The following is a 24,542-nucleotide window of genomic DNA, read 5'->3' as shown; positions in this document are numbered from 1 at the left end:
ATATTAGGAGGGGTATTTTTGAAAAAGTATATAGCTTTGTTGGCAGTATTGTTTGGCGTAATTGGACTAGCGGTTTTCGGAAATAACGAAGAGACGAATGCTTCCATTGAAAAAAAGAATCTGTCGCTTTCTACTAGTCCGCAGTCAAATTTGAAACAAGAGGAAAGAAAAGAAGCGGGTACATTTACACATATGACCACAGACGAGTACCTCAGTCGTTATAACAAATTGAAAGCAGAGTTAGCCAGTCAAAACATTGATATTTTGCCATTTACTCTCGAAGTAGAAAAGAAGACGAATTTTTATCGATTCTATTATCCCAAACAAGAGAAGTACACAAAGGACGAAGCTAAATGGGTAAGTGTAATGCTACAGAGTGATGGAAAAACGATAGATGGGTTGATGTTTCAGGGGACTCCCGATTTACATACCACCAAGGCGATGATTCAAGCCACTGGCATCGTCTGGTCAAATCAGCTAGATCAATTGCTTACAGGTGGAAGCACTGCTAAGGCTTTTGAAGAAATAAAGGTTGGGGGAGTGAAAATTTCGATAAAAAGAGATTCTAGTGATATCACTGTGATGATTGATCCAGTTAGATTAGACCCTCCCAAAAAATTGTAGAATCAGCTAGGTCAGTTTGGAAGCTTAATAGGAGCTATTCCTATGGGGGCTGTTAAATAAATAGACTCTCTAAGAAGATGCGGAAGGACAATATCCCATTCACGTTAATCTGCCTGATAGGACAGCAATTTGTCAGCATGAACATCTGCAAGGGGGGTAGCTCATTACGGCTGATGTATGCATTTCATCACTTTTAATTTAGTTAGGATTGAAATTTTTAACATAATGTAAAATTAAGTCATAATTGCAGTTTAGTTAACTTTTTTGTAGTAGATCGGGAACGGTTATTATATAATATCTTTCGATCAGAAACTTCGATAAGGGGTGTGGTACATATTAACATTTACACCGAACCTCCGAAAAGATGCTCCATATGTAGAAACCAAAAGTTTCACAAAACAGAATCCCGCATACAGATATTCGATGATATTATAGACGGTGAACCAAGAAAAATAGAGGTAAAGCGTCAACGATATAGATGCCCGAATTGTCTGGCTAAGATATGGGATAAGGTTCAAGGAGCGTGTTCATATCGAAGGAAATCTTATGTCTTTATGGAAATGGAAAGGGAGCAATTGTCCCAAATAAGCGCAGAAAAATCGTAAATAAAGAGAGATTGTTGCGTTTATAACCCTCTAAATGATATTTAGAGGGTTTCGTTTTTTATTTGCTGCATGTTCCATTTTCTTATGCTGGAATTTGTTCCAAAACAAAATCGACATGGATTGGGAATTCATCATTGACTAGAATATGTACACTTAAGCTTTGCTCTTGCTGAGGTAAGGTATCGCCCGAATAAATATTTTTAAGTAGGCCAACATTCGTAAACTCAACTTGAGCATCGATTGCTTGATAGCTGGTAATGGCATGTCCTCGTACCATATCTGCGAATTCTTCAAGTACACTTCTTCTCATTTCGTCATCAACCATGTCTAGCGGGATACTGAAGGATTGAAGTAAAACACGAAGAGCATCCTCTTCCATGCCAATAATAATGTCCCCTGTAACATCACCCGTTATTTGGGAAACAACTCGATGGGACTGACTGTAGGTATAAGGTGATTTTTGTAGCTGCACATCTTGGCGCTGTATATTAATTCCTAATGAACCTAGTACAGTTGTCAGTCCTTTGAGATACGCATTTAATATTTTTACATCCACAATTCTCATCCTTTTCCGGTTTGTGAGTTCTTCCTTTATATATCGGTATTTTTGTGAAAAGATTAACAGCTACTTACCAAACAAAATTGCTGACCCATTTCCCAATCTTCCATTTCGCCTTCTCCTTTTTCTCTGAAGCAAGTAAGCTAGTTTTCAGATTTTTCTACGGGGTAATTTTTTCCACTAATTAGATAGCTCCGTTTCTACGATATTTATAAGGATAGAGTGAATGGCGATTGTAGGAAAAAAACATCCATTTTGTCATATGAGAAAGTCCCTAAAGGAGGAGAGACTGTGAAAATTCAAATCGCTTCTTTAAGAGCCAAGCTTACGATTTTATGCTTAACCATCTTACTAGTACCTACCTTGCTTATTGGAATCACTACCTATGGGTCTACAAAGCAGGAGCTAGATCAGGCAGGTCAGGCAGCCCTACAAAAAAATGTAAAAATGGTAATTGGTATGATTGACCTAATGAATGAGCGAGTTGAGGCAGGACAGCTAACCTTAGAAGAAGCTCAGGAAAAGGTACGTCAGGAGCTACTAGGTACAAAAAATTCTGAGAACAAGCGTCCGACTAAAAAGGAGTACACGACAGGCGAAACCGGCTATGTCTGGGCAATCAATGAGAAAGCTGTGTCTGTCATGAATCCAGCCAATGAAGGTCAAGATCTTTCCGATGTCATCACACAGGACGGTGTTTTATTGGCGAAAGAGTTAGTTGAAAAAGGAACTTCCGGCGGCGGATTTGTGAGGTACAAATGGCAGATCGCCAATTCTGATGAGGTTGAGACTAAAGTGTCTTATGTCGAGTTAGAGCCCCATTGGGGATGGATTGTGGGGTCAGGAGCCTATCTTACCGAGTTTAATAAAGGAGCTAATAACATTTTGACCTTGGTAGCTCTGATTGGTTCCGTTTCTACGGTTGTTGGGATAATTATGGTTAACTTTTTCTCAAGGCTATTTACGAAACCAATTGTTTTGGTGGCCCAGCAGTTGAACAGGGTAGCCGATGGTGATCTTACAATAGAAGAATTGAAGATTACCTCCAAGGATGAAATAGGCAATTTGGCAAAAGATTTTAATTACATGATCAATAATATACGCCATCTGATTAGTGAAGTGGACTTATCAGCACAACGAGTAGCTGGTTCCGCAAAGGAATTAACAGCTAGTGCAGAAGAGACAAGCAAGGCAAATGAACAAATTACGCTTGCTATTCAGGAAGCAGCGAGTGGTGCTGAGGAGCAACAAAATGCTCTTTATAAAACAACAAGCTCCATTGAGGAAATCTCAGTTGGTATGCAACGAATAGCAGAAAGCTCGTCCTCTATTGCAGAAACGTCTACAGAAACGAGAGAAACGGCAGAGGATGGTGGACTAGCCGTACAAAAAACAGTTCAGCAGATGAATTCCATCCATAAATCGGTTAATGAATCAGATGCTGTGATTAAGCTTCTTGATAAGCGTACAAATGATATTTCCGGAATGTTAAGTGTCATTACAGATATATCTGCTCAAACCAATCTACTAGCCTTAAATGCTGCGATTGAGGCTGCAAGAGCTGGCGAACATGGTAGAGGCTTTGCAGTAGTTGCCGAAGAGGTTAGAAAGCTGGCAGATCAGTCCACGCAGTCCTCGAACCAAATTACGCAGCTACTAGAAGAGATACAGCAAGATATGAATCAATCCATTCAGACTATGAGCAAGGTCAAAGAGGAAGTTCAGACGGGGATTGAAATTGCAAACGATACGGATCAGAAGTTTAAGAACATTCTTTCTTCAACGGGCTATATTTCTCAGCAGATCGAAGAATTAGCTAGCATTAGTCAACAGATATCAGCGAGCTTGCACGAAATTTCAGCCAGTGGAGAAAATGTGTCTCGTATTGCCCAACAGGCAACGGATCATTCGCAAAATATTGCTTCTTCAGCAGAGGAACAGCTTGCTTCGATGGAAGAGGTAACTGCATTGGCAAACTCTCTGTCTATCATGGCTGAAGAGCTGCAAAAGCTTACGCGTACTTTTACGTATTAAGCTAGGTATTCAAAATAAAAAAACACCTTCACAGTTGTGGAGGTGTCGGGCTGCCGAGAAACCTCGGCGGCTTATTTTGTTATCAGATTGATGTGCTGGCGGGTGCTACATTGCCTCTATCTTGCTAAAAAGGCTCAGAGAAAGTGAACAAAGAGAGTGCTTTCTCTAAGCCTTTTTCAATAAAGCGATCTCACTGGCTCAAGGGGTAATCTGTTAGGCCGTAATTCTCCAGCCATTCGTTTTGGTCTGAAGCTCCCACAGCTTCGCATATAACCCCGCGTTTTGGATAAGCTCCTCATGCTGCCCTTCTTCGACGATTTTGCCTTTGTCCAGCACGATAATTTTGTCTGCGTTGACCACGGTTTTCAATCGGTGAGCGATCATGATGACGGTACGTTTTTTAATCAGGCGATTGATTGCTCTTTGCATTTCCACCTCGTTTTCTGGATCGAGCGAGGAGGTGGCCTCATCAAGCAGGATCACGGGGGCATTTTTGAGTATGGCTCTGGCGATGGAAATGCGTTGACGTTCGCCACCAGAGAGCGTAGAACCACCTTCCCCGATCATGGTGTCATAACCCTGAGGCAGCTTCATGATAAAATCATGGCAGCAAGCTTCTTTAGCAGCTTCCTCAATTTCTGCTTGCGTAGCGTTCTCGCGTCCATAGCGGATATTGTTGCCGATTGTGTCCTGGAACAAGTAAACGTCCTGAAATACCATGGAGATTTTTTTCATAAGCTTTTCTGGGTCCATTTCACTTACATCGCTACCGCCAAACAGCACTTTCCCTTGTTGAGGGTCGTAAAATCGTGCAATCAGGCGCAGCAGTGTGCTTTTTCCACTTCCTGAAGGGCCAACGATCGCGGTAAGCGTCCCTTCCTTCATTTCCATAGAAACATTGTCTAGTACGATGTTCTTGTCGTAGCTAAAGGTCACGCTGTCAAAGCGGATATCATGAGCTTCGGGAGGTTCGTTTTCACCCTTCATGACAGGCTCATTTAATAGACTAACGATGCGTTCTCCAGCCATGGCATCATATTTGAACGCTGGCAGGCGCATGATAGCAACCGATAGTGGATCAAAAACACGAGTACCCACTAACAAGAATGTAGCAAACAGAGGAACTGAAATTTCTCCGCCCAATATGAGATAAACTCCCACGATGGTCATTAAAGACACGCCAGTTTGCATAAAGGCCATGGCAACTAAAAAGAATGGCCCTAGCGCACCCTCCAGCTTAATGCTTTCCTTCATATAACGATAAAAAGACTGTTTTAATCTTGTAAAGTTCTCACCGCGCAGATTGTATGCCTTGATTACTTTCATCCCTAACAGGTATTCCTGCAAACAATTTGCCAAAACGATCTTGGCAGCGGAGTGACTCTTGCCAAGTTTTCGTTCTAAACCGGAAATACTCCATAGCAACAGCACAGCTACGGGTAACCCTGCAAGCATAGCTACAGCCATTCGCCAGTCTATAAACAGCAGACCAAAGAAGGTCAAAATGGGGATAATCGCACCGCTTACAAGCTGAGGTAGAATATTTGTCGCGGCATTTTCTAAATGAGTAAAATCATTCATCATCATATGGCCAAGTTCTCCGGGGTCCTTTTTCATGAGGAATCCTAAAGGGAGCTTGCGCATATGCTCTGCTAGCTGTGTCCGTCCATCAGCAGAAGATTCGTACGCACTGCGGTAGGTAGAACGGTAAGACATCCGCTCACATAGAAACACAAGGACAAGGAAAAATAGCATGCCTCCCCATATGAGCCAGAGAGTTTGCATGTTCAAAGAGGATTGTCCTGTCGCATAGTAGGCATAAATCATACTTACTGCTGCGGCCAGGCATCCGAATGGAAATATATTGACTAAGTTGGCCAAAACAGTCCAAAGGATGGGCTTCCATATTTTCTTTGGTTCACCCGTAGTAATGTTGTAAAGCTGTTCCCTTATCACACGAATTCCCCCTCCTTCTGCGAAATGTCGATTTTCCATTCTGCTGAGGATGTATAGGCGTCCCACATGCTTTTATATAAACCATTATGAGCAAGAAGCTCGCTATGGGTTCCGAGATCGTCGATTTGCCCTTCCTTTAGGACAATGATCTGATCTGCTTCGCATATAGTTGTCAAACGATGGGCAATGATCAATACCGTTTTGTCCTTGATAAGCTCGCGTAGCGCAAGCTGCATCTGGTATTCATTTTCCGGATCTGCATAAGCGGTAGCTTCATCGAGTACAAGAATAGGGGAATTCTTCAGGATGGCTCTTGCCACAGATACTCGCTGTTCCTCGCCGCCTGACAGATAAACCCCGCCCTCGCCAATTAGCGTATCGTAACCATTTGGCAAACGCTCAATAAATTCATGACATTGCGCTGCCCTCGCTGCTTCATAGACCTCATCCTGCGTTGCAGTTGGCCTGCCCGCCAAAATATTATTGTAGAGTGTATCGGAAAACAGAAACGTATCCTGAAAGACAAAGGACAGGGTGTCCATTAGCTCATTCATTTTCATGTCGCGGATATCCACGCCGCCAATGGTGATGCTTCCTTTTTGCACGTCCCAAAACCGTGGGATTAACTGGGCGACAGTGGATTTTCCCGAACCGGATGGGCCGACCAGCGCAGTGATTTTGCCCTGGGGCGCCATAAAGCTGATTCCCTGCAAAACCTCTGGGCTGCCTTCATCTCCGTATGAAAAGGAAACCTCATGGAAGCCGATGTCATAAGACGATGGCTTTTTGCCGATTTCAGGTTCTTTGATGGTTGTTTCCTTGAACATACCGTCAATGCGGTTAACCCCTTCAACAATCGTGTTAAGGGTGGAGGCAAAGCTGTTTAATTTGAAAATCGGCGTGGAAATACCTGGTGACAAAACGAGAAAAAACAGCAATGTTGCGGCAAAGGCGATGTTATGTGGATCTGTGCTGATAAAAAACAGTCCGACAGGTAAAAAGAAAGTTGCTAATGATAAAAGGATGACTTTAAAGGAAACATAGCCGTTTTGAAAATTATCTGTATAAGTCACACTAAAATTACGGTAATGCAACATGTCTTCATGGAATTTTCGAAAAGAGTGAACGGTTTGCCCAAAGATTTTGATAGAAGGCATCCCCCGTACGTACTGGATGGATGAAGTATTAATGTTTTCTAGCGCGTCAAAATACTCCTTCAATCCCTGCTTTGCTTTTTTGCCGGCCATCATGGAGAATTGGGCGGCAAATCCAATCAGCATGGGGATGATGCAAGCCAGTGCAAGCCAAATATTAAGTGAAAACATCGTGACAATAATTGCTATGATCATGACGATCGTGTTAATCAAATCGGGTAGCTGATGGGCGATGAACAGTTCGATTTTTTCTACATCCAGCTCAACGATTTTTTTGATTTTACCTGTAGCATTTTTAGTAAAGTAGCCAAGAGGGAGCGCCCCGATATGATCTGACAGCTTGACTCTAATGCCATAGAGGATGCGAAAAGCGGCAATGTGCGAAAGCATTCCGCCGACATACATGAAGAAATAACCCAGTAGCATACCTACAATGCCCCAAATAGCCCACTGTAGGATGTACGCAGCGTTCACAGAGGAAATATCAGAAGCATGTGTTAAAAGCTCAGTCATCACATAGTAGACTGAGAGATACGGAACCAGCATCAAAAACACGCTTACGGTAGACAGAATTGCTGACCACACCATAAGTGACTTTTTTTCACCGGCAAGCTCGATTAGCCTTGAAATTCCCTTTTTTTCCTTAGCTTTCAACAGTTATCACTTCTTTCTGCCGATTCTTCAGTTCAATGACTTGATCGCAGGCTAATTCGGAAAGGATGTTGTCGTGCGTAATGATGAGGACGATTTTGCCAGCCTGCGCTAATTTTTTTACCCATGCAACAACCTTGAGTACGCTGTCGCCGTCAAGTCCGCTGGTCGGCTCGTCGAGTATGATTAATTCCGCATCTGAACAATAAGCCGCGGCCATGGTTACTCGCTGCTTTTCTCCGCCGGAAAGGGAGGCAGGGTGCCGATCTCGAAGCTCTCCTAAGCCAAAGGCATCCAATGCCTCATAGGCCTTCAAACGAAGCGAATCATCCACACGTCTGCCTAAAACAATCTCATTGCCTACACTGTCTGCATAGAGCTGATAGTCGGCATCCTGCATGACAAGATAGCTGGAGGCGCGTCGTTGGCTTGCCGATAATCGGCTTCCTTGACTGAAAATCACCCCTTTTTGCTGGCGCAGAAGACCGCACAGAACTTTGCTTAGGGTGGTTTTTCCCGTTCCGTTTTCCCCTGTCAGTGCGGTAACCTCTCCTTTCAAAAGCGTGATGTCAACGTCTGTAATCCCATCACCTTTTCTTTTGTATCGATAGGTAAGCTTCCGACCCTCCAGAGCAGGGAGGGACTTCGGCACTTCAGTTGATTTGTGTTCCGATAGGCATGTAATCATATCAGGGTGGCGCAGACCATATGGACGTACGTCTTCATAGGAAAGCTGAGCAAATTTTTCTTTCGTCCATGTTCGTGCGATCTTTCCTTTATCCATGCAGACAAATAGATCGGCAACAGGCAAGAATGGGTGTAACCGATGCTCGCTGATGAAGAGGGTAGTGCCGTTTTTCTTAAGCCTACTCAGGATTTCAATCAGATTCTGCGTAGAGTGATGATCTAGATTGGCAGTAGGCTCGTCAAGCATCAGAAGTGGTGGTGAAAGAACAGACACTGCCGCAATGGCCACCCGTTGTTTCTGTCCACTAGATAGCATATGAAGAGGACGGTCGAGCAAATGAAAGATATCTAGCTCTTTCGCTTGTTTTTCTATTCGGTTCATAATCTCTTGTGGCGAAACGCCGAGGTTTTCGGCTGAAAACGCCAGCTCGTCCCGCACGGTTTCCATGAAAAACTGGCTACGGGGGTCTTGAAACACAACACCCATGAGTCTGGTTCGTTCCTCTGGACTAAGAGAGGCAGGACTTCTTCCGCCAACATGTACCTGTCCAGTGAGGCTACCAGCATAAAAGCTGGGTGCAAGTCCGTTGATCAGGCGCATGATCGTACTTTTACCGCAGCCTGAACGGCCGCAAAGCACAACGCATTGCCCAGCCTTTACAGCTAAATTGATTTGCTTTACACCGTTTTCGTTCTCGGCTTCTCCGCCTTCATGTTCATAGCGGAAGGTGACGCTGTTTAACTCAATCACAAGTTCAGACCTCCTGTCCAATAAATCGCTGTCCCGGTCAGCGTATAAAGCACCACCGCCATGCCGTCTATGGCCCGAAAGCCTACTGGATGGATAGAGGTTCTGGCGCAGCCGCACTCAATGCCCCGCAGTTCTGCGGACGAGGCTAATTCAGTCGATAGCTTAAGGCAACGGACGATCAACGGCATAAAAAAGCACTCGTAGGCCATGGCTGGATGTAAGAGAGCGCTATACCACTGGGGAAAAATGCCTCTGGCCCTGATGCCATTTCGAATTGCTTTCATTTCAAGCCAAACAACCGGAAAAAAGCGGTTCAGAATGCAGACCATGATAAGCACAGCTTTTGGGATGCGTAACCGTTCAAAGGCACACATGATACTGCTTGGAGTCGAAATCATCAGCATTGTCCCGATCATGACCATCGGAACCGTTCTGGCAAACGTATAGAGAATAATAATGATTGTTCCTGCACCTTCTGGCAGAATTGTTAAAATCGTCATTAGAGCGATATATGACAGCACAAAAAACAGCGCCTTTCTGGGCTGTTTGTTGCAAATCAAATACAGTGCGCAAGCAAGCACCATCAAATGTGCCTGCAATGAACTGCTCACAAGCGTGGAGAGGATACTTGTTAAAATCAGCACCAATAAATGCGTTTTGGGACCAAGAATGCTCATACCAGCTTTGCCTTTTTCACATGTTTTTTCATCAGCAAATTCCCGATAAAGCAACCAACTAGCCCACCGATAGCAGAGATTGTGCACATGATCAGAATCATGCTTGGCGTATCAAAATAATAAAGCATGGCTTCAAGCTGTTCTGGAGAGTAGCTTTTCTTCAAAATAGCTAAATATTGCTCGCGGAAGAAAATAAGCGGTACAACGCCGCAAAGAGACCAGCCAACATAAAAAATAGCGTATCCAATGGCATTGCGGGCAGTGCTCTTATAGGCAGCGCCTCCCCAAAGAATTAATTCGCAGATAATTCCGATCACAGCTAGTGTAAGCAGATAATAAGCATAACCAAAAGCTACGAAATACAAGCCTGTAATGATGCACGTAAAGAACAGTACACCGCGTTTGTTAATTTTGTTGGACATAACCATATAGATCGGCCCATTAAACAGTGCAGCGGCTCCTCCTACAACCAGATAAGAAACAACCGTAAAGATTGGACAAATCGTCATAATAATGAGCATCACCACATTGAAAATGGCAAGTGTAATGAAATCACGCATTTTCCATCTGTTTTGAGAGATTTCTGTCTGTGTTTGCATGTTAAATCCTCCTGTTTTTTCACATGTAGTCGATCGGCATCCGCTGAGGCTGTTAGGCGGGATTTCCTGTACTGCCGAATTGTTTTCTTTTGCCTCCTGTCTGTTGACATGAGCCTTTATTTCAACTCAAATCGTACCCTTCAAATCAATAAAAGCCCCCTCTATTCCCTTTTTTGAAATGCAAGTGAAACAATTATGTAGCCAGTCTCACGTAAAACGTAATAAAACTGGTATAGAATTACAATATTGATAATGAGAATCATCGTCAAAGTGGAAAAGCCTATATTTTGGCAGATATTCCTGCTATTTTCGCCAAATATCTCGATGTTTCTTCGTATTTCTTGATCAATCCCCAAAATTTGGACTCCAGAAACTGGAATTTAGAAAAAGGGAGACGATAGTCGAGCCAGTAGCATGAAGCGAGAAGACAAAGAAATGACGCCCTTTTGACCCGATCATGCTTGGCGACAATCAACGTCGTTACTCAAGAAACTGGCATAATCTGCAAAAAAGTCAATCTGATGGACCTAGGACGAGATAATGGAGGAAAACTAGGTAAATTTACAAAAAATAGATCAAATGCAGATTTTGTAAATTTAGCGTTAATATGATTATGATAATCATTATCAAATGAATATTCATATCCACTATGGTCGAAGGTCGAAGTAGCACAGATCCAGTGACGCTCTCCTAAAAGAGCTTGTTAAAAAACATGGTGGAGCTTAGCGCCCGACTCGACTGATGGAAAGAATGGGGGAGTTATGTTGGAAACTGATCAAGCAGCCACTCCATGGCTGATTTCTCATCCTGAAGCGAAAGACACTATTCGTCTTTTCTGCTTGCCCTATGCAGGAGGAGGGGCATCAGCTTACCGAGGCTGGGCAAATACGCTGCCCCGGGATATTGGAGTGTACCCTATCCAGCTTCCAGGAAGGGAGAACAGGATTGGGGAACAGGCTCTATGTGACATGGAGGCGCTAGTGGAAGCAATCTCTCAGGCAATTTATCCGTATTTGGATCGCCCATTTCTCTTTTTTGGTCATAGCTTAGGAGCGCGAATTGCTTTTGAGCTTGCACGAGCTGTTCGAAGAAAATGGAAGCTCCAGCCTTGCCGCCTGATTGTTTCAGGTAGTCGAGCTCCAAACATACCAGAGCCACATCCTTTGCACCATTTGCCTGATGATGAATTTGTCAGTGAACTGCGCCGTTTTTCCGGTACTCCCGAGGCAATTTTGCAAAACAGGGAGCTCATGAACCTGTTTCTCCCGGTATTGCGAGCGGATTTTGCTGTAGACGAAACGTACGTGTATGCAGAGGAAGCACTCCTCAAATGCCCGATTTCTGCATTTTGCGGGACTGAGGATACGGAGGCGAATCGAGAGGAGATGGAAGCTTGGGAGGGTCATACCAGCTCTGATTTTACGCTTGAGATGATTGAAGGGGATCATTTCTTTTTGACAGCAAAAAGGGAGAGGCTTATGCAATCCGTTACAAAAATCATTTCACAGCAAAAAGAACGAACGCTTTCAAGAAGGGACAGCTAATGGATGGGGATCAATCGATCCAGCTAGAGAAATAAGGCGCCTTTTTTCGCCATTGGGAATAACGAAATGGCAGGGATTACAACTAACATTGTTTCAACAGATCGGGAATGGGCGGGAAGGCAAATAGCCATAAAAGCGGGATATGGGAGTGTGTACGGACTACTTTCGCGCATCTTGTTGGTATAGTGGTGCCTTTTTGTCCAGAGCGCTATCACATGCATCCCGACTGGAGAGTGTTCAAATGTCATTGAAGGAATCTTCTCAGTACTCTGGTAATACAAATGCCCGACGAACATGAAATGTAAGCCAAAAACCTGGTGGAATGAACGAAGGAAAAAGTGAGAAATTGGAAGGGAATTCAGCACCTTTTTACCAATATCAAGAAAATTTGTGGTTGAAAACTATTGACAATGATTATCATTATCAATATCGTATTGTTAGACAAACCATCACGATCTTGCAACCAGATTGACAGTACCCTGCATAATCCCGCTTTGGGTGCACAATGATTGACCCGCAGGTATTCAAGAGGAGGACATAATGAAAGCGACTACAGAATGGTTTGAGGATACTGCAAAAAATTACGAACAACTCGGATTTTGGGAGCCAAAAACGCTTGGTCAGCAATTGCGCATGTGGGCCCAACAATACCAGAATCGAGAAGCGCTAGTGGAAGGAGATAGCAGACTCACCTACAAAGAGCTTGACAGTCAGGTTGATGAGCTAGCTTCTGGTTTCATTCAGATGGGAATCAAGAAAGGGGACAATGTGGCTGTACAGCTTCCGAATCGGATTTCTTTCGTACTCACATGCTTTGCTCTCTTTCGCATTGGTGCTTTGCCGATATTGGTCTTACCTGCTCATAGAGAGGCTGAACTAGACGGAATTTTTACACTCGCCAAACCGGTTGCTTATATAATACCAACTACGTTTCTTGGCTTTGACTACACCAAAATGGCGCAACAATTGGTTAAAAAGCATCCGTCCGTCAAATTTGTCATGACTGATGGAGAAAGTGACATCGGCATCAATCTTGCTGATATCAGCGGGACACCAGCAGAGCTGGATGTGCCATCATACAAGGACACGGCTCTGTTGCTCTTATCCGGTGGAACGACCGGTACTCCAAAGCTCATCCCAAGAACCCATGCCGATTACGCATACAATGCAAAAGCAGCCGCAACGCGCTGCAAACTGACTCCGCAAAGCGTCTATCTTGCTGTTTTACCGATTGCGCATAACTTTCCTCTCTGCTGCCCCGGAATTCTTGGCACACTGTCTGCTGGAGGGAAAGTCGTGCTGTGTCAAACAACAAGTGGCGACGAAGCTTTTCCCCTTATTGAAAAAGAGCGGGTGACCATCACTGCCCTTGTACCTTCTATTGTCCATGTATGGCTTGAAGTGCTGGAATGGGATACCTCCAACGATCTCTCAAGCCTTGAAGTTCTACAGGTAGGCGGCTCCATGTTAGATGAAAATCTCGCAAAACGCGTCATTCATGAAATGAAATGTAAGCTCCAGCAGGTGTTTGGAATGGCAGAGGGTCTCATCTGCTGCACATCCCTTGATGATCCAGAGTCTGTCATCATCAGTTGTCAGGGACGTCCACTCTCCGATGCGGATGAGGTTCGAATCGTTGATGAATATGGAAATGACGTTGAGGCAGGTGCATATGGGGAACTTATCGTTCGAGGCCCCTATACAATAAGCGGGTACTACAGAGCCCCGGAGCAGAACCGCGAGAGCTTCACTCCTGATGGCTTTTATCGTTCTGGAGACAAGGCAAGGATCACACCGGAGGGAAATTTCCAGATCGGGGGACGAATCAAGGAGCAAATCAACCGAGCGGGGGAAAAAATTATGCCTGCTGAAGTAGAGGCGTACCTGCGTATGCATCCAGATATCAAGGATGCCGCTCTGATTACTCTGCCAGACCCAACACTTGGTGAAAAAAGCTGCGCTTATGTCATTACTGACAATCAGGACATCACCCTTGCTGACATTCATGCCTTTTTCCATGAAAAGGGAGTGGCGCGTTATAAGATGCCCGATCAAATCGAATTCATCGATTACTGGCCGCTTACTAGCGTCGGTAAAGTAAATAAAGCCAAACTCAAAGAATTAGCGACAGCACCAAAGAGCCATGCAACGACGTGCGAGGTCTCCTATCTGGAGGAAACGATTGCTTTTGAGGGAGACGTTCATTTGGCAGCTTCACAAATTGTTGAGCAAGGTCTTTATGAAAACTATCTGCTTTATGAAAACGGTGATGAGCTGTCGTTGGGGATGGGGATTCATGCTCTTCTAACTGTAGATGAGCAACATACAACCCTAGCCTATGACAACCAAACAATCCGTTTTGAAAATAATTTGCTAAGTGCAACCATTGACAAAGCATTTGCTTCTATACCGCTAAAAAACTGGCGTGCTTATGGAACGGTTAACTTTGGAATGGCCCGTTATTATCAGAATCTGCCATTACTGTCTGAAGCCGGTCGTCTTATTAAGCTGTTTATTCCAGAGGTGGAGATTCGTTTTACCAAAGGCTCTATTCTGTTAAGAGCTCTACGTGAAGAAAAACGAAATGAATTCGCTGATTTACTGCGAAAGCTTCGAGAGAATGGAATCGAAGACGAGAAAAATGCGCTTGTACAAAGAGTGGCCAGTCAAAAATTGGATGTTCCTGAGGCGGATACGTATGGCGCTGAAGCCTACATGCAAGGGGTAGCGGAGGCTGTTCGAGAGATTAAGGAGCACAAATACCACAAGGTGATCCTATCTAGAAAAATTCCGATCCACCAAGAGCTTGATATGGTGGCTAGCTATATCGCAGGCAGAAGAGTCAACACTCCTGCTCGTTCCTTTTTGCTCAGCCTCGATGGTTTGCACGTGGCTGGCTTTAGTCCAGAAACGGTGGTTGAGGTTGATAGCAATGGATGGGTAAGTACCTTCCCGCTTGCAGGAACGCGGTCGCGTGGACGCAACGAGGACGAGGGAGACAAGCTTAAAGATGAGCTTTTAAATGATCCTAAGGAAATCGCGGAGCATGCGGTATCTGTAAAACTTGCCTTTGAAGAGCTAAAAAGCGTCTGCGATTCTACGACGATCCTTTTAAGTGATTTCATGTCTGTTGCCAGCCGGGGAACCGTTCAGCATATTGCTTCAAGATTGAAAGGGAAAATAAAGCCTGAGTTTAACTCATGGGATGCGTTCCGTGCCCTGTTCCCTGCTGTCACTGCTTCTGGTATTCCCAAAAAAGAATCGATCGATGCCATAGGCAGACTTGAGTCTGAGCCGAGAAATCTCTACAGTGGTTGCGTCATGACCTTTGACAGCGATGGTGCAATGGACGCAGCGCTGGTGCTACGAACAATCTATCAACAAAACAACAGTGCATGGCTGCATGCCGGAGCAGGCGTGGTAGAGATGTCTTTACCAACCAGAGAGCTGGAAGAAACACGTGAAAAATTGAGCAGTTTTTCCAGGCAGCTAGTTGTATCCAGCCGTGAAGCAGAAAAAGTAAAACCAGTATAGGCATTGCCTGGGAAGGTGGTAACTCTGATGAAACATCTGCGCATTGACAGCCAATCCACAAGCCCTGCCTCCTCATTAAGCTATGAGGAGGTGCGGATGCAGATTCAGGCTATGCTGCCTGCGCCTGTCGAGTTTCATGATGATCAGAATCTGATCGAGCTAGGGTTGGATTCGTTACAAATGATGAGAATGGTCAACAAATGGCGAAAGGAAGGCGTGAAGGTTACGTTTGCTGAGCTGATCGCTTCCCCTCACCTGAGTGATTGGTGGGCGCTTCTGCAAAAAAACAGTCCAGCGCCTTCTTCCTTAATTGACAATAATATAGCAGTCCAAGAACAAACAGTCCAAGCACAAGAGGAGACGAATAGTCCTTTTGCGCTCACGGATGTGCAATATGCCTATTGGATTGGACGTCAAGATGATCAGCCGCTGGGCGGAGTTGGATGCCATGCCTATCTTGAGATTGATGGCACAGGCGTAGAGCATGGACGTCTGCAAGTCGCATGGGAACAGCTTTTCAGGCATCATCCGATGCTTCGAGTAAGATTTTTGGCTGATGGATTGCAAGAGGTGCTGAACACTCCTTATACAACAACAGTGCCTGTACATGACCTGCGTTTATATGCCGAGGATGAGCTCGCTCTGAAACTGGAGAGTATACGTGGCCGTCTGTCACATCGTCGTCTGGCGGTGGAGAAGGGAGAGGTAGCGGGTCTAGAGCTGAGTTTGTTGCCAGAGGGGCGTACCCGGCTGCATTTTGATATTGATTTGCTTGTTGCTGACGTGCAAAGCCTGCACATTCTGTTACGTGATCTAGCAGCGGCATATGCACGTGGCTGCCAACCAGCGGCACCTGCTCATTGGAGCTTTGCCAGCTATCTTCAGCATGAAATACAGCACCGGACTTCAGATAGAAAGCAAGCCGCCCACTATTGGCAGGAGAGGCTGTCCACGCTACCAGGGGCGCCGGGCTTACCACTGAAGGAAAAACCGGAAATGATTAAGGTACCTGTTTTTACCAGAAGGAACTATTTCATGAAAGCTGAGGACTGGAAGCTTTTACAAAAACGATCTGCAGCCAAACGAGTCACACCGGCGATGGTACTGTTAACGGCATATGCAGAAATTCTTGATCGCTGGAGCACCCATTCGCAGTTTCTCATTAATATACCATTGTTTGATCGTCAAACCGGTGACGCTGGCATTGAAGAGGTTGTTGCCGATTTTACCAACCTGCTTTTGCTTGCGGTTGACCTACGTACCCGTCAATCATTTTTGGACCGTGTTCATGCGGTGCAAGCACAGTTTCATCAGGATGTCGCTCACGCAGCTTATTCGGGTGTACAGCTTCAACGTGATTTGGCGAGAGTTCGCCCGGGAGAGCGGGATTTTGCTCCTGTTGTTTTCGCGTGCAATTTAGGTACACCGCTCATCAATGAGGAATGCCGTCAGACTTTAGGACAGCTCTCCTATATGATTTCGCAAACGCCGCAGGTATGGCTTGATTTCCAGTCCTATGAAATGGATGGGGGCTTATTGCTGGCGTGGGATTCCGTCGATCAGCTATTCCCGGACGGCATGATTGACCAAATGTTTGCTGCTTTTGGCCAACTTATGGACTGGCTAGTTGTCCATGACAATGATTGGCAAGCTAGGCCAAAGCTTCTCCCTAATCTGGAGCAGCAAAGGCAGAACCAGGACAGTGAATTGTTACTTGCACAACCGGGTCAATGCTTGCACAGTGCATTCTTTGCGCATGCTGCTACGAATCCGCAAGAAACGGCGCTGATTGATAGTCATACAGATACAAATATTTCGTATGGCGAACTATCTAGGTACGCGTTGCAGGTGGCGGCTTTTCTTAAGGAACAGGGGATAAAATCGGGCGATCCTGTTGCCGTTACCATGCCGAGGGGAATCAATCAAATCGCTGCGGTGCTTGGCATTATGGCACTTGGTGGCTGCTATGTTCCGATTGGCACCGGACAGCCGGCTACTCGTCGCGAGCGAATTCATAAAAAAGCAGACATTCGATACGTTCTAACCGATGATGAATGGGCTCAAGCTTTGGATTGGCCAGAGGATGCCGTTGTCTTGTCAATCACGAACGCGGTGAGCATAGCTCCTTTGAGTGAGCCTGTCTCAATTTCTGGGGATAGTCCAGCTTATATCATCTTTACTTCAGGCTCTACTGGTGAGCCAAAAGGGGTAGAAATCAGTCATTTTGGAGCATGGAATACGGTTGCTGACATTAACACGCGCTATCAGGTTGGTTCCACTGATCGTATCTTAGCGGTTTCCGCTCTTGATTTTGACCTTTCTGTCTATGACATATTTGGACTATTGAGCGTGGGCGGCTCTCTTGTGCTGATTACCGAGGAGACACGCCGTGATGCTGGCCATTGGGCTAAGCTGGTTGACAAGTATCAGATTACACTCTGGAATTCGGTCCCAGTACTACTCGATATGCTATTAATCGCCGCGGAAAGCGGACAGTACGACAGCTTGCCGATTCGCTTAACGATGCTGTCCGGTGACTGGATTGGCCTAGATTTGCCACCGCGTCTGAAACGTGTAGCCCCGCATAGCGAGCTGGTAGCGATGGGGGGAGCTACAGAAGCATCCATCTGGTCTAATTTCTTCCAGGTTACATTGCCGCTGCCAGCACATTGGACATCGATTCCTTATGGGCGTCCGCTGACCAATCAGGCGTATCGAGTGGTGGATATCAAAGGAAGAGATTGCCCCGACTGGGTAGCAGGCGAACTCTGGATTGGAGGAACCGGTGTCGCATTAGGCTATCGGGGTGATTCGGTGCTTACCGAAGAACGCTTTGTTAATTGGAATGGTTCCCGTTGGTATCGAACCGGTGATCTAGGACGATATTGGCCTGACGGAACAATTGAATTTCTCGGACGCCAGGATTTTCAGGTCAAAATCAGAGGACATCGCATTGAGCTGGGTGAGATCGAAACGGCCATGAAACAGCATCCAGGTGTACGCGATGCAGTCGTCACAGCAGTAGGTGATTCTAGGGAAAACAAGCATCTGATCGGCTATTTGGTTCCAGAACAGGCAAATGAATCATCCTTGTATGACAGTGTAAGCGCTGATCTGAAACAGACCGAGGTACTCTGGGACAATGTAATGAAGGCAGGATGCGAACAAGAATGGCTCAATGAGATTAGTCCAACAGATTTTCCTGTGTTTTGGGCCGATATGGAGCGTCTTGGTGTTCGCTATATTTGCCGCGCGCTGAAACAAGCAGGGGTAGATTTGCAGACAAATCAAAGCTACACACTCGATTCTCTGATGCAGTATTGTAGCATTCAGCCTCGTTACCGCGAGTTGATCAGACAGTGGCTTCAGATATTGGCCGACGAGGGCATTGTCAGAACAGAAGCACCGGACACATTCGTGATCGTTCAGACCATATCGGAAGAACGGCTTGAGGAGACATTGGAAAGCCATTTGCCTCCTGCATGGGAGCAGCATGCACAAGCACTTTTACGTTATCTTCAGCAAATGGACAACGCCAATGCTGCGCTTTTGACAGGAGAGCTTGATCCGCTGGCTTATTTCTTTTCAGATGAGCTGGGTTTGACCCCAAATGATCTGATGCAAGCACTTCCTGGCACAAAGCACAGAAACAGCATTGCACAATCAATCATGGAAGATATTCAACATGGCCTGCAAAACAGATCTGAACCGCTGCGTATTTTAGAAATTGGCGCAAGGAGCGGAGCGTTAACCGAATCGTTACTAGCTTTACTGCGCTCTGATGCAGCTCTTTATACATGCACGGACAACTCGACCTTCTTTACAAGTGCGGCTAAAAACAGATTCAAGGAGTATTCGTTTGTGCATTATCAGTTGTTGGATATCGATCAGAATCCACTGGATCAGGGCTATGATGCGCATCAGTATGACGTCATTATTGCCTCGGATTCTCTGCATCGTGCACGTAATATTGATACGGCTCTTTTACATATGCAATCCCTTCTTGCTCCTGGAGGCTTGCTGATTTTGCTGGAAATGACGCGCAATAGTCGTTTACAGCAAGTAAGTACAGGGTTCCTTGAGGACGGATTTATCCATTTTGAAGACGAAAGACACGCAGAACAGCGACCGCTTTTATCTGTTGAAAAGTGGCAACAATTATTGCAGGAACAAACCTTCGCGCAGGTTGCCTCCTTCCCAGAACAGAATGATCCGGCAAGTGTCTTTGGCCAGCATGTAATCGTTGCGCAGGCACCGCTTCATGTTACACAATTCAGCCCGGTTAAGCTTTCTGGTTTTTTGAGCCAAAAGCTGCCTGATTACATGGTACCATCAGCTTTCATATTATTGAGCGAAATGCCACTAACATCCAATGGTAAGGTGGATCGACAAGCATTGCCGACCCCTGACAAGCTGATCAAGGCTAAGGCGGAAAAGACTTATACAGCTCCAAGGACGCCAATTGAAACAGACCTTGCGGCGATCTGGTGCCAGCTTTTTGATATGGATCGTGTTGGTATTACGGATAACTATTTTGAATTAGGTGGAGATTCTCTTTTGGCTACCAAATTAAGTGCTCTGGTACGCAGTAGGTTTGAGATAGAGCTGTCACTGGGGCGGATTTTTGAAAAGCCTACGATTGCAGGGATGGCAGAGCAAGTCCAGACGCTTATGGACCAGAGAGGGCTGCATGACGATTCGGCGGAAGCCCTACCACAAATCGTACCGATACCACAGGATCGGAACCAGCCTTTCCCATTGACCGATATCCAGCAGGCGTATTGGGTGGGGCGAAGCGGTCTTTACGCATTGGGCAATGTTTCCACTCATTGTTATTTTGAGATTGAAGGGCGAAATTTAGATCTTGAGCAGATTAATCGTGCTTGGCAGAGACTGATTGATCACCACGAAATGATGCGGGCTGTTATCATGCCGGATGGCTGGCAGCAACGAATTTTAGAGGATGTTCCAGCCTATCTGATTCATGTCAATGACTTACGCGGCAAGGCCCCTGAAGAGGTCGAAGCCGAATTGGAGCAGATTCGGGAAGAAATGTCGCATCAGGTGCTTTCTACAGACGTGTGGCCTTTGTTTGACGTAAGGGCTTCCCGCTTTGGAGTAGAGTGCGTTCGTTTGCATATCAGCTTTGACAACCTGATTTTTGACGGGTGGAGCATGTTTCATCTTCTGAGCGAATGGACTAGGCTCTATCATGAGCCGGATGCATCGTTGGCGACATTAGAATTGTCATTTAGGGATTATGTTCTTGCCTTGGAAGAGCTTAAGGCATCTGAGCTGTATCAACGCGATCTCGATTATTGGATTGCTCGATTGCCTGATTTGCCTCCTGCTCCTCAGCTACCTTTGGCTCAAAGTCCAGAATCTCTTACTGAACAACGATTTAGTCGTTTGGAAGCAAAGCTGTCTAAACAAGCGTGGCAAAAGCTTAAAAAACGGACGGCGGAGGTTGGACTTACACCGTCAGGAATTCTACTGACAGCTTATGCTGAAACGCTTGGGGCTTGGAGCAAGAGCTCCCGCTTTACAATTAATCTGACACAATTCAACCGACTGCCGCTTCACGCACAGGTTAACGATATCGTAGGAGATTTCACTACATTAACCTTGCTGGCTGTGGAGCTTTCCAAAGGTAAGACATTGTTGGAGCGGGGACGGAATTTGCAGCAGCAGCTTTGGAGCGATTTGGATCATCCGTATGTTGGAGGAGTTCAGGTACAACGCGAATTGGCAAAGCAAACGGGTGAGCATCATGGTGTCACGATGCCGGTAGTCTTTACAAGTGCTCTTGGGGTTAACCAGTGGAGCGGTAGCGAGACAGATGGAAAGTGGCTGGGCAAGCTCATGTATAACATTACGCAAACACCGCAGGTATGGCTCGACCATCAGGTGGTGGAGCAAGATGAGGAACTGCTCCTGATTTGGGATGCGGTAGAAGGGCTGTTCCCTGAGGGAATGCTTGCTGATATGTTCAGTGCTTATTGCCAATTGCTACAGCGTCTGACTGACGATGAGGCGATCTGGCAGAAAGAGACGTCTAGTCTTATTTCTGTTCCACGTTTAGAGGCAAGGGTTGAGGCCAACGATACAGATGCGCCTGTATCTTCAGAAACACTCACTGGACGATTTGCAAAACAAGCGGTTCAGCAATCGAACCATCCAGCCGTCATTTCTGCCAATCGGACTTTGACGTATGAGGAGTTATCCCTCTCTGCCGATAAAATTGCTAATTTGTTGCAGGCAAAGGGAGCCAAGCCCAACACACTGGTTGCCGTTGTGATGGAGAAAGGCTGGGAGCAGGTTGTGGCAACGCTTGGGATTCTGAAGTCTGGTGCGGCGTATCTGCCTATCGATCCAGCGCATCCTGACGAGCGTCGTTCACAGCTATTGCGTGACGGACAAGTTCACATTGTGCTTACTCAGTCTTGGCTGGATGAGCAATTGAGCTGGCCTGAGGACGTTGAACGATTATTAGTAGATCAGATGCCAGCAAGGGTTGAGGCAATGAGCCTACTGCCGTTTGCAGGGCAGCCGGAGGATTTAGCCTACGTGATTTACACCTCAGGGTCAACAGGTTTGCCAAAAGGGGTTATGATCGACCATCGAGGCGTTGTTAACACGATTAAAGATGTGAATCAACGTTTTTCTGTAGGACCACAAGATCGAGTACTGGCCCTTTCCAATCTGAATTTTGACCTATCGGTGTACGACATTTTCGGCATGCTGGCAGCGGGTGGAACGATCATCATGCCAGAAGCAGACAAGGCCAAAGATCCTGCCCACTGGATTGAATGGATGAAGCAGGAGCAGGTGACAGTCTGGAACACGGTTCCGGCACTGATGCAGATGCTGATCGAGTATGCTTCCGGAAGAAATTTAGAACTGCCGCAAACCCTGCGTCTGGTTCTGTTGAGCGGTGACTGGATTCCATTAGATTTGCCAGACAAGATTAAGGCTTATTTCCCACAAGTACAGGTGATCGGCTTGGGTGGAGCCACAGAGGCGTCGATTTGGTCGAATCTGTATCCGATCAAAGACATTGACCCAAGCTGGAAGAGTATTCCTTATGGTCGTCCGATGATCAATCAGCGCTTTTATGTGCTTAACGAATGGATGGAAAATTGTCCGGTATGGGTGCCAGGACAGCTCTATATCGGTGGAGTCGGCCTTGCAAAAGGCTATTGGCAGGATGAAAGCAAGACGAATGACAAGTTCATCAATCATCCGCATACAGGTGAACGTCTCTATCGTACAGGCGATTTGGGTCGTTACTTACCTGATGGCAATCTAGAGTTTCTTGGTCGGGAAGACTTTCAGGTGAAAATCCGCGGTCATCGGATTGAACTAGGAGAGATTGAAACGGCTCTGAACCGTCATGACGGAGTGAAGAACGCTATCGTTGCAGTACCGGACGAATCAGGCGAGGAGAAACGCTTGGTGGGGTATGTGGTACTTGATCAGCTAAGAGGAGCGGAGTTGTTGGAAACCGAGCAGGCAGATTCGGCTGATTGTGAATCACGTTGGCAGGAAATCAGCAGTGCTGGCAAGCTACAGGCCGCCCAAGTTCCTGATTCTATGGATGCTGAGGAAATCGCGCGGTTCCTCCATGAGGCCGACCGTGTAAGCTCTGCCTTCATCTGCCGCACGCTAGATGAGATGGGGATGTTCCGAAGTCAAGGAGAGCGTTATTTTATTGATGATCTGGTGCGCCAATGCAAGGTTCATCCGCGTTACAAGACCCTGCTGCTTCACTGGCTTACTGTGCTTGTGGAAGAAGGGCTACTCGTTAAAAATGAGGACGGAACATACCAAAGTCTCCGTTCATTACGCGAGGGGCTAGCTACATTCACTCAGGATAACGCGTTGTCGGTATCACCTGTAGGTATGGAAGCAGTACAGGCTCTAGAAGATCATTTTTCGCGAGACTCTTCCTTGTTTATGAATCTTTTAACAGGCAAGCTTGATCCACTTGAGCTTTTCTTTACAGAAGATGCTTCGTTGACACCAGCAGGCCTGAAGAGGTTTGACTTTACGCGCGAGTATTACAGCAATCTTGCTAAAGAGGTGTTTTGCACCATATTGAACAGCTACCCAGCTGACAAAGAGCTACGGATGCTAGAAATCGGTACACGGGTCGGAGATTTGACACAAACGCTTGTTTCCGCTCTGCCTGTGGAGCGTACTCGATATGTCTACGCTGACGAGTCTGCCTTTTTTACAGATAGGGCAAAACAGGAGTGGGGAGAGCAGGCGCCACTTGAATACGGGTTGTTTGACATGAATACAGCGCCGCTATGGCAAGGCTATGAACCGCATTCTTTCGATGTCATTGTCGCAGATAATACTCTCCATCGCTCACGAAACCTGGATTTGACACTTGAGTACCTGAGAGGAATGCTGGCACCGGGTGGAGTTCTGCTCCTAGTAGAGTCCACTCGTAATAGCCGACTTATGCTGACCACTGTCGGGTTCTTCGAAGATGGATTCAGTCATCTAGAGGATGAGCGTAAGGGGAATTATCTTCCTTTATTAGCGCCAGATCAATGGTGCACGAGACTGGAGAGACAGGGCTTTTCACATGTACGGGCATTCCCGCAAACCAATCAGGTCGCAGCAAAATTCGATCGACATCTCATCGTGGCACAGGCACCTGAAACAGTTAAGGTGTTTAGACCAGAAAAATTGTCCGATTGGATGCAGAAGATGTTACCTGACTACATGGTGCCAACCGAGTATGTGCTGCTTGATAAGCTACCCCTTTCAGCTAATGGAAAAGTAGATCGTAAAGCACTTGCGAAGCTCGGCGGGAAGAAGGAAAGCTTGCCGAAAAAAGCACATGTTGCACCTTCCACACAGACAGAAATCAGCATAGCTAGTGTTTGGGAAGAGGTGTTGAATTGTAGCCCGATTGGGATACACGACAGTTTCTTCGCACGGGGCGGGGATTCGTTACGTGCCATTCAATGCATCAATCTCCTAAAAGAGCGATATCAAATTGAATTGTCGATGCAAACTCTTTTTGAGTATTCCACGATTTGCATGCTTGCAAAGTTCATTGACACAAGTGCTTCAGCGACGGAACAGCTTGCGGCAAATTATGACGAGGGAACTATTTGATTAACTAAAACTGACCTGCGTTGTCTTCAGGG

General features: G+C 46.0%; 11 protein-coding genes. 5 read left to right on the top strand and 6 right to left on the bottom strand.

Annotated elements, in window-relative coordinates:
* The first annotated feature begins 18 nt into the window (after nucleotides 1-18).
* Complete coding sequence (locus tag BRLA_RS17960; protein WP_003336443.1) at nucleotides 19-624, top strand: hypothetical protein; 606 nt, start codon at nucleotides 19-21, stop codon at nucleotides 622-624.
* 687 nt (nucleotides 625-1,311) lie between these two features.
* Here BRLA_RS17960 and BRLA_RS17955 read toward each other — a convergent pair.
* The gene (locus BRLA_RS17955; protein ID WP_220186232.1) at nucleotides 1,312-1,794 is read right to left on the bottom strand and encodes a hypothetical protein; all 483 of its coding nucleotides are present in this window, start codon (nucleotides 1,792-1,794) and stop codon (nucleotides 1,312-1,314) included.
* A 285-nt stretch (nucleotides 1,795-2,079) separates the two neighbouring features.
* On the opposite strand from BRLA_RS17955, the gene BRLA_RS17950 reads away from it, so the two are divergent.
* Entirely contained in the window at nucleotides 2,080-3,822 is a 1,743-nt protein-coding gene (locus BRLA_RS17950; protein ID WP_041752349.1) for a methyl-accepting chemotaxis protein, read from the top strand.
* 213 nt (nucleotides 3,823-4,035) lie between these two features.
* Here the strand turns inward: BRLA_RS17950 and BRLA_RS17945 are convergent, their stop codons facing one another.
* The 5 genes from BRLA_RS17945 to BRLA_RS17925 are packed head-to-tail and all read right to left on the bottom strand — an operon-like array spanning nucleotide 4,036 to nucleotide 10,297.
* Nucleotides 4,036-5,817 (bottom strand): ABC transporter ATP-binding protein, encoded by a 1,782-nt coding sequence (locus BRLA_RS17945; RefSeq protein ID WP_423752635.1) that lies wholly within the window; start codon nucleotides 5,815-5,817, stop codon nucleotides 4,036-4,038.
* Nucleotides 5,775-7,586, bottom strand: a complete 1,812-nt coding sequence (locus BRLA_RS17940) for an ABC transporter ATP-binding protein (RefSeq protein ID WP_003336449.1) — start codon at nucleotides 7,584-7,586, stop codon at nucleotides 5,775-5,777. Before BRLA_RS17940 ends, BRLA_RS17945 begins: the two co-directional genes overlap by 43 nt.
* Nucleotides 7,576-9,021 (bottom strand): ABC transporter ATP-binding protein, encoded by a 1,446-nt coding sequence (locus BRLA_RS17935; RefSeq protein ID WP_041752346.1) that lies wholly within the window; start codon nucleotides 9,019-9,021, stop codon nucleotides 7,576-7,578. The genes BRLA_RS17940 and BRLA_RS17935 overlap by 11 nt, the downstream gene beginning before the upstream one ends.
* On the bottom strand, nucleotides 9,018-9,698 hold the full coding sequence (locus BRLA_RS17930) for an energy-coupling factor transporter transmembrane component T family protein (RefSeq protein ID WP_041752673.1): 681 nt from the start codon (nucleotides 9,696-9,698) through the stop codon (nucleotides 9,018-9,020). The genes BRLA_RS17935 and BRLA_RS17930 overlap by 4 nt, the downstream gene beginning before the upstream one ends.
* On the bottom strand, nucleotides 9,695-10,297 hold the full coding sequence (locus tag BRLA_RS17925; protein WP_003336452.1) for an MptD family putative ECF transporter S component: 603 nt from the start codon (nucleotides 10,295-10,297) through the stop codon (nucleotides 9,695-9,697). The genes BRLA_RS17930 and BRLA_RS17925 overlap by 4 nt, the downstream gene beginning before the upstream one ends.
* A 761-nt stretch (nucleotides 10,298-11,058) precedes the next feature.
* Between BRLA_RS17925 and BRLA_RS17915 the strand changes: the two genes are divergently transcribed.
* From BRLA_RS17915 to BRLA_RS17905, 3 genes are all read left to right on the top strand, one after another.
* Complete coding sequence (locus tag BRLA_RS17915; protein ID WP_003336453.1) at nucleotides 11,059-11,841, top strand: thioesterase II family protein; 783 nt, start codon at nucleotides 11,059-11,061, stop codon at nucleotides 11,839-11,841.
* Between the two features lie 540 nt (nucleotides 11,842-12,381).
* Nucleotides 12,382-15,375: a salicylate synthase gene (locus BRLA_RS17910; protein WP_003336456.1), complete on the top strand. Its 2,994-nt coding sequence runs from the start codon at nucleotides 12,382-12,384 to the stop codon at nucleotides 15,373-15,375.
* Nucleotides 15,376-15,402: 27 nt separating this feature from the next.
* Complete coding sequence (locus BRLA_RS17905; protein ID WP_003336457.1) at nucleotides 15,403-24,510, top strand: non-ribosomal peptide synthetase; 9,108 nt, start codon at nucleotides 15,403-15,405, stop codon at nucleotides 24,508-24,510.
* Nucleotides 24,511-24,542 lie beyond the last annotated feature (32 nt).

It is taken from the genome of Brevibacillus laterosporus LMG 15441, assembly GCF_000219535.2.
In the GTDB taxonomy this organism is placed as follows: Bacteria; Bacillota; Bacilli; order Brevibacillales; family Brevibacillaceae; genus Brevibacillus_B; species Brevibacillus_B halotolerans.
Note: the sequence above shows the minus strand (reverse complement) of the source record. Positions and strands in the feature narration are given on the sequence as shown.